Source organism: Pseudoalteromonas sp. MER144-MNA-CIBAN-0113, assembly GCF_040308965.1.
GTDB classification, from domain to species: Bacteria; Pseudomonadota; Gammaproteobacteria; order Enterobacterales; family Alteromonadaceae; genus Pseudoalteromonas; species Pseudoalteromonas tetraodonis.
On sequence record NZ_JBEOOG010000001.1, the window covers coordinates 164,496 to 171,426 of the forward strand.

Sequence of the window (6,931 nt, forward strand, 5' to 3'; positions counted from 1 at the left end):
TCGGCCAACGAATTAAAAGCTTTAATTATTTTTTATTATTTAAAAATAAAGTATTTACGCAAAAAACATACTTTAAAATTAATTAGCAGGTTTTGGCAAGCAGCGACTTTAATATGTCTGGTACAAACTTGCGCTGCGCGGTAATGGCATAGAAGTGCTCAAATGCATCGGGTAAACGCTGATATTCAACTAGTAGGCCTTGTTCTATTTCATCCTTTACTACAACTGATGGCAATACCGATAACGCACCACTATCACGGGCAAGTAATCGCAGCATAGCCATATCGTCAGCCTCTGCTTTTATTTTTGGCTGATACTGCCAACGAGCACACAAAGCATTAAATGAGTCTCTAATCGCGGAGGTTTTACTGGGTAGCACCCATTGTGCATCAGTGTAACCGGTAGGAAATTGACCGCGTGTTTTTTTATCCGCTGGACCCACTATGGCTAATGGCTGGCGAGATACCAACTGGCTTTGCCACAGTTGATCGTAGTGCTCAAGCCCGATGGGTTTATTAGTTAAAACTAAATCCAGTTCGTGCTCTGCCAAACCATTTAACAGCCCATCCATACGCCCTGCAGTAAGTGAAAAGCGTACTTCGTCGTTACTCATTAAAGGGTTTATAAATTCCTCGATAAAATTACGAGAGAGCGTATTAAGCACCCCGATTGATAAATGCTGAGTTTGGGAAATCATCCCTTTATGAATAAAAGACGACAGTTCTTCGCCCTTAGTGAATATATCGTTGGCGTACATTTGCACCCGCTTTCCCATATCGGTTAATGCCAAGGTACGTCCTTTACGTTCAAATAACTCAATATTAATGGTGTGCTCTAGCTGTTTAATTTGAGTGGAGAGCGCTGACTGCGATAAATGCAGCTCTTTAGCGGCTTGGGTTAAGTTACCAATTCGGGCAACAGACCAAAAATAATACAAGTGATGGTAGTTCAAACGGCTCATTATAGTTCTCTTTTATAGAACGTTTATATGCATTATATCTATTTTTATTTAGTTATCTAGTTTGTCATACTCCAATAACTAAATAAGGAGCACTGAATGAGCGAGTATATTATTTCGTTGTTATTACTAATGATGCCATTGAGCACATTTTTAGCGGCGTGGCTAATTGGCCGACAACCTTGTGCCTCAAATGGCAATGTACTGTTTAAAGTGATGCTATTTAATAGTGTTGCATTTATCAGTGCCGTTGCACTTTATCGTATTTATGCCTTTGATTTACTGAGTTTCTTATCGCTCTCAGTGACCCGCACTATTATGCTAGGACTAATCCTGTTCATAACGCTAATATTAATTCGGTTTTGCAAACACTATATGCAAGGTGAGCCACGTGTAAACTACTTTTGGCGCTGGCTGCTATTGACCGTAACCGCAGTGATGATTGTAGTTATGAGCAATCACTTAGCGCTATTTTGGCTAGGCTGGGTGGCAATTAGTTTGGCACTGCACAAGCTATTAATGTTTTATCCTGAGCGCCCTCGTGCGGTACTCGCCGCTCATAAAAAGTTTATTGTGGCACGCGTAGCTGAATCCTTATTACTCGTCGCATTTATTATTTTATCGGTTACTCACAATAGCCTATACATTAGCGATATCACTACTTTTTATCACACCACCACACTACCGCTACCTTTGGCTGAACAATTCGCGGCCTTTTTAATCGCTTTTGCAGCTTTAATCAAATGTGCTCAGTTGCCTATGCATGGCTGGCTAATCAAAGTGGTTGAGGTGCCTACACCCGTCAGTGCCTTATTGCATGCTGGGGTGATAAATTTAGGTGGCTTTTTATTAATTTTATTTGCGCCTTTGTTTATTCAAGCTGCGGCTGCACAGTGGTTAATTTTAATTATTGCTGGTTTAACTACGGTGATCAGCGCTTTGATAATGACTACCCGAATAAGCGTTAAAGTAAGGCTTGCTTGGTCTACCAGTGCGCAAATGGGATTAATGCTCATAGAATGTGCGCTGGGATTATTTGAACTGGCTCTGCTTCACCTTGTTACTCATTCAACCTATAAAGCCTTTGCATTTTTAAACTCAGGCAACGGTGTAAACGAAGATCTGATTCGCCGCCACATTCCAAAACAATCACCCACGTGCTTTGCTTGGTTAATGGGGGCATTGGTGTCGATTACCCTAGCTAGCGCTGCTTGGACCATTAGCGGCTATCAAGGCGCGGTCAGTGTGTGGCTACTTTTAGCATCGGCTTTAACTATTTTACTGGCCAACCAACATGGCGCTTCTAGCGTGCAAACTCACAGTAAAAAACTGCTAGTCGCACTATTAGTTGTTATTAGTTATGTGGTTGCTAAAAATATATTTACTTTAGCACTAGATCTTGAGCAGTGGCGCGAAGCTGCATTTAGCCTCGCCGATAGCTGGGTAATAGCCCTTATTTTAACGTTAATGATTGCCAGCTACTTTTTACGCTACCAGTCTTGGCGACCACAGGTTAAATCACTTTCCACCCTATTATTTGCAGGTTTGTATTTAGATGAGTGGTTTACGCGGTTAACCCTAAAAATATGGCCGATAAATTTACCTAATAATGGCCACACCGATTTAAAAAATCATGCAGCTGGAATCACCGTTGAGGAATCAAAATGAGCAATCAAACGAATTCAAATCACACGGCATTATCGTTAAGTGACACTGAAAACAACATACTTAATAAAGTATGCGGTTACATAGCACCAAACTGGCCTTTAGATCAGATGATTGCAGTTAACCCATTTTGGGAAATGCGCCACCTGCCTATTGAAGATGTAAGCGCACGCATTGATACCTTATGTAATGCCAATATGCTCATGCCTAAAGACTTTTATCAGCACAAGTACGACAACGGCATAATTACTGATAACCACTTAGCCGATGCTGCCAAGTTACTTAACAGTGACTTTACGCATGAGCAACTCATAAAAACCCTTCACATTGATGTTCCTTTAGTAGACTGGCACAACATTGCTGATTTACTCGACCAACAACGTAATAAGCATAAAATGGCTTGGCATGATGAAATTACTCATCAGTTGAGTCAGTTTTGTGCTGCACATTATCAACAACTCGGCCCTATGCTGCATCGTAATGATACTCAAGCCCCATCTGAATTATATCGCCATTGGCTTACTGTTATTCAAGCTGATAAAGGCATTAGCATTGTTATGGATGAACGGCATTTAAATGGCTATTTTAAGCAATTACCCACTTGCGCTGATGAACTGATTGCACTAACACTCTCAACCCTTAATATAGATAACGACTCGTTAGAGTTATATGCTCATTCGCTGCTTTTAGATATTAATGGTTGGGCATCGTGGTTAGCGTATTTGCGATTCCAAGGCCAACTTTACGCTAAGCCAAAAGATGATATGAAACAGCTACTGGCCATGCGAATGGCATGGGACTTGGTTATTTGGCAGTATCTGGCAGATCATGATAGTGCTTCATTTAAACAACTACAAAGTCAGTGGCAGCAAGAAAAGTCACTCGTAATTGAGCGCCTGCATGCACACAAATTGGCACAAAAGCCATTATGGGTGTGGGCAAAAGCACTGGAGCTGAGCTATCAATACCCGCTTAATCATGCGCTGCAAAACGCCACTAAAACGCCAGTGAACAACGCTCAATTACAAGCAGTGTTTTGTATTGATGTACGCTCAGAGGTTATTCGCCGCGCGCTTGAATCGCAAAGTAAAAATATAGAAACCTTCGGCTTTGCCGGCTTTTTTGGCTTGCCACTAGAATATCAAGAAAATGGTAGTGCAATTACTCGTCCTCAACTACCCGGGCTACTCAAACCAGCCATACATGCCACACAAACACACAAAGACGCGGCGCTTGAAGCATCTCGTCAAAATAGTGCTACATGGCAAAGTTGGTCAAAATCAGCCCCCTCATCGTTTTCTATGGTTGAATCAGCAGGCTGGCTGTATGCATTTAAATTAATAAAAAATACCTTTTTATCTAAAGGTAAAGCTAAAAAGTGCGCAACCACCGACTGGCAATTAACACAAAATCAGCAACAACTGACCCTAAAAGACAAAACCGACTTAGCTCAAAAAGTGCTTAACACCTTAGGAATAAAAGAGTTTGCGCCGCATGTTATGTTGGTGGGGCACGCCAGCCATACAACCAATAACTTACACAGTGCTGGCCTAGAATGTGGAGCCTGTGGAGGGCAAAGTGGCGAAGTTAATGTACGCGTGCTGGCTAACTTACTAAACGATACTCAAGTGCGCCAAGCGCTTAAAGAGCGAGGGCTAACACTGGCACAGAGCACGCAATTTATTGCCGCTATTCATAACACAACCACGGATGTCATCACCGCTTACGATACCGAGCTTAATGACAATCTAAAAAAATGGCTAACCGTTGCCACGCAAACCGCTCAGCAAGAACGCTTAGTAAATATCGACCCACAGTTAGTTAATAAAACCGCGGATGAAATTAACCATGCTTATCATCAGCGTGCCCGCGATTGGTCGCAAGTACGCCCAGAATGGGGGCTTGCTAATAACGCCGCCTTTATTGTTGCACCACGGGCCTGGACTCGCAGTGTTAACTTACAAGGACGCTGTTTTTTACATGATTATGAATGGGAAAACGATAACGAATTTGCGGTATTAGAACTGATCATGACCGCCCCCATGATAGTAACCCATTGGATCAATAGTCAATATAATGCCTCGGTTACCGACAACCATAAATACGGCAGTGGTAATAAAATACTCCACAATGCAGTCGGCGGTAATATTGGATTATTTGAAGGTAATGGCGGTGACCTTCGTATTGGCTTAGCCATGCAGTCACTGCACAATGGGGAAAAATGGATGCACGAACCAATTCGCCTTAATGTATATATTGCTGCGCCGCAATCTGCAATCGCGGCAATTTATAACAAACATGTCATGGTGAAGGAGCTGATTGATAACCATTGGCTCACTCTCATTCGCTGGGGCGATGATAATACTCTCGAGCAGTTCGAAAATGGATATTTCTCAACTATTTCAGCCTCTAATGAGCCAATATAAGCTATGCCAAAGATAGTCATTGCCACGAAACATAAAAAGGCACCTTTAGTAGCTCCCGCTCTGGAGCCACTTGGTTTTGAGGTATTCACTACTGATTTATTTGATACCGATACACTTGGGATGTTTAGTCACGAAGTACAACGTCATGGCAGTGCCAACACAGCGGCACTGACAAAAGCTCAGCGCGCATGTGAACTCACAGGCGAGCAATTTGGGCTTGGCAGTGAAGGCAGTTTTGGGGGTGGGCCATATCCGGGTTTAATGAACTGGGACGAAGAAGTTATTTGTTTTTACGATAAACACAATAACAATACTATTTATAGATACGCTGGTGGACCATTTTCGCCCAGCAGTTTAACTATAAACAGTGAAACTAGTACTGAATCAATCACTACTGCATGTCAGCGCTATGAAAACCAGCATTGGATACTTGACGACACCCAAACGCTTCATAAAGGGCTTAGCATAGAAGCGCTTATTGCTTTGTATACAGAAAAAACGCCAAGCACAGGTACAATCACGCCTGATCTGAGGGCCATGTATAGCCCGCAACGCCAAGTAATTATTAGCCGAGCTGCAGAAGATCTTGCAAGGCGACTATCATCAACATGCCCACAGTGCCAAAACCCTAACTTTGTTGCTAAACAAGTTACAAAAGGCTTGCCCTGTGAGCTATGTAATATGCCAACAGAACAAATGAAATCAACTACTTCAGTGTGTGATAGTTGCGGCTTTAGCCACATTGAAACGAATAAAAAACGCGTTGCTGATGCAACATATTGCCAGTTTTGTAATCCTTAAGAGTTATTATGACATCATTACAACCCACTCAATTATTGAATACTGAAGAGCGTATTAACCAAGCCGTGGCACTATTAAAAGCGGGCGAATGCGTTGCCTTACCCACAGAAACTGTGTACGGCCTTGCTGCCGATGCGAGCAATAGTGATGCTGTAGCAAAAATATTTGCCGCGAAAGGACGCCCGACAAACCACCCGTTAATTGTGCATATTCCTGAACTATCACATGTGCACCACTGGGCAAAAAATGTAAATAAGGCAGCGATTACACTTGCTGAAGCCTTTTGGCCAGGGCCGCTCACACTTATTTTAAATGCAAAAGATAATTTAAATAGCCCTGTAACAGGTGGCTTGAATAGCATTGGTTTACGCGTACCAGCACATCCGCAATTTTTAGCCGTTTTAAAACAATTAAATACTGGTCTTGCAGCTCCCTCGGCTAATCGATACAAGCAGTTGAGCCCAATCAACGCAGCTCATGTTATGCGCGATTTGAATGGTCGAATTAGTGCGGTATTACAAGGAGGTGAATGTAATGTAGGTATTGAATCGACCATTGTCGATGCCAGCTCAGAGCAGTTACGCATATTACGCCCAGGACCAATTTCAGCATCTGATATTTTGCAAAAAACTGGACTGCATGTCAGCACGCCACATTCACATAACGAAGTGGTACCGGGTAATGTAAAAGCGCATTATCAGCCTCATGCACCAGCCATGTTGGCTAATACTGAAGATTTCGCTAAAATTTTGAGTGAAAACTCTCAGAGTAAAAGTCACTATTTAATCTATTCTACTCAATTGCAACAGCAGTTATTAGCGGGCGACATTCCATCAGAGCGTATTACTAAGCTCAGTAGTTGCCCTATTGAATACGCTAAAAATATGTATAAAGCACTGCATCTTATTGATGAGACGACCCCATTAACTATTTATATCGAAAAGCCGCCAATAAGCAGTGAGTGGGCTGCAGTGAATGATCGCCTTAGTCGCGCGGCTACTAGTTAACCTGAGATCTGCTTAAGCGATAACTAGTGCGTTGAGCTCTACGTCAGTTAAATTAAGGTGTGGCTTATTTTCTT

At 42.4% G+C, this 6,931-nt stretch carries 5 protein-coding genes; 4 read left to right on the plus strand and 1 reads right to left on the minus strand.

Annotation, left to right across the window (positions count from 1 at the left end; genetic code table 11):
• Window positions 1-82: 82 nt before the first annotated feature.
• Window positions 83-961 carry a LysR family transcriptional regulator gene (locus tag AAEY57_RS00680; protein WP_028834276.1) on the minus strand — a complete coding sequence of 293 codons (879 nt, stop codon included), beginning with the start codon at window positions 959-961 and terminating at the stop codon, window positions 83-85.
• Window positions 962-1,057: 96 nt separating this feature from the next.
• Between AAEY57_RS00680 and AAEY57_RS00685 the strand changes: the two genes are divergently transcribed.
• From AAEY57_RS00685 to AAEY57_RS00700, 4 genes are read left to right on the plus strand one after another with little or no spacing between them, the layout of a single operon-like run.
• Window positions 1,058-2,626 (plus strand): NADH-quinone oxidoreductase subunit L, encoded by a 1,569-nt coding sequence (locus AAEY57_RS00685; RefSeq protein ID WP_350605706.1) that lies wholly within the window; start codon window positions 1,058-1,060, stop codon window positions 2,624-2,626.
• Window positions 2,623-5,049: a DUF2309 domain-containing protein gene (locus AAEY57_RS00690; RefSeq protein ID WP_350605708.1), complete on the plus strand. Its 2,427-nt coding sequence runs from the start codon at window positions 2,623-2,625 to the stop codon at window positions 5,047-5,049. The genes AAEY57_RS00685 and AAEY57_RS00690 overlap by 4 nt, the downstream gene beginning before the upstream one ends.
• 3 nt (window positions 5,050-5,052) lie before the next feature.
• A complete protein-coding gene (locus AAEY57_RS00695; RefSeq protein WP_350605711.1) occupies window positions 5,053-5,850 on the plus strand; it encodes a DUF6671 family protein in 798 nt (265 codons plus the stop codon).
• An 8-nt stretch (window positions 5,851-5,858) separates the two neighbouring features.
• Window positions 5,859-6,857, plus strand: a complete 999-nt coding sequence (locus AAEY57_RS00700; protein WP_350605712.1) for an L-threonylcarbamoyladenylate synthase — start codon at window positions 5,859-5,861, stop codon at window positions 6,855-6,857.
• The last annotated feature ends 74 nt before the right edge of the window (window positions 6,858-6,931 follow it).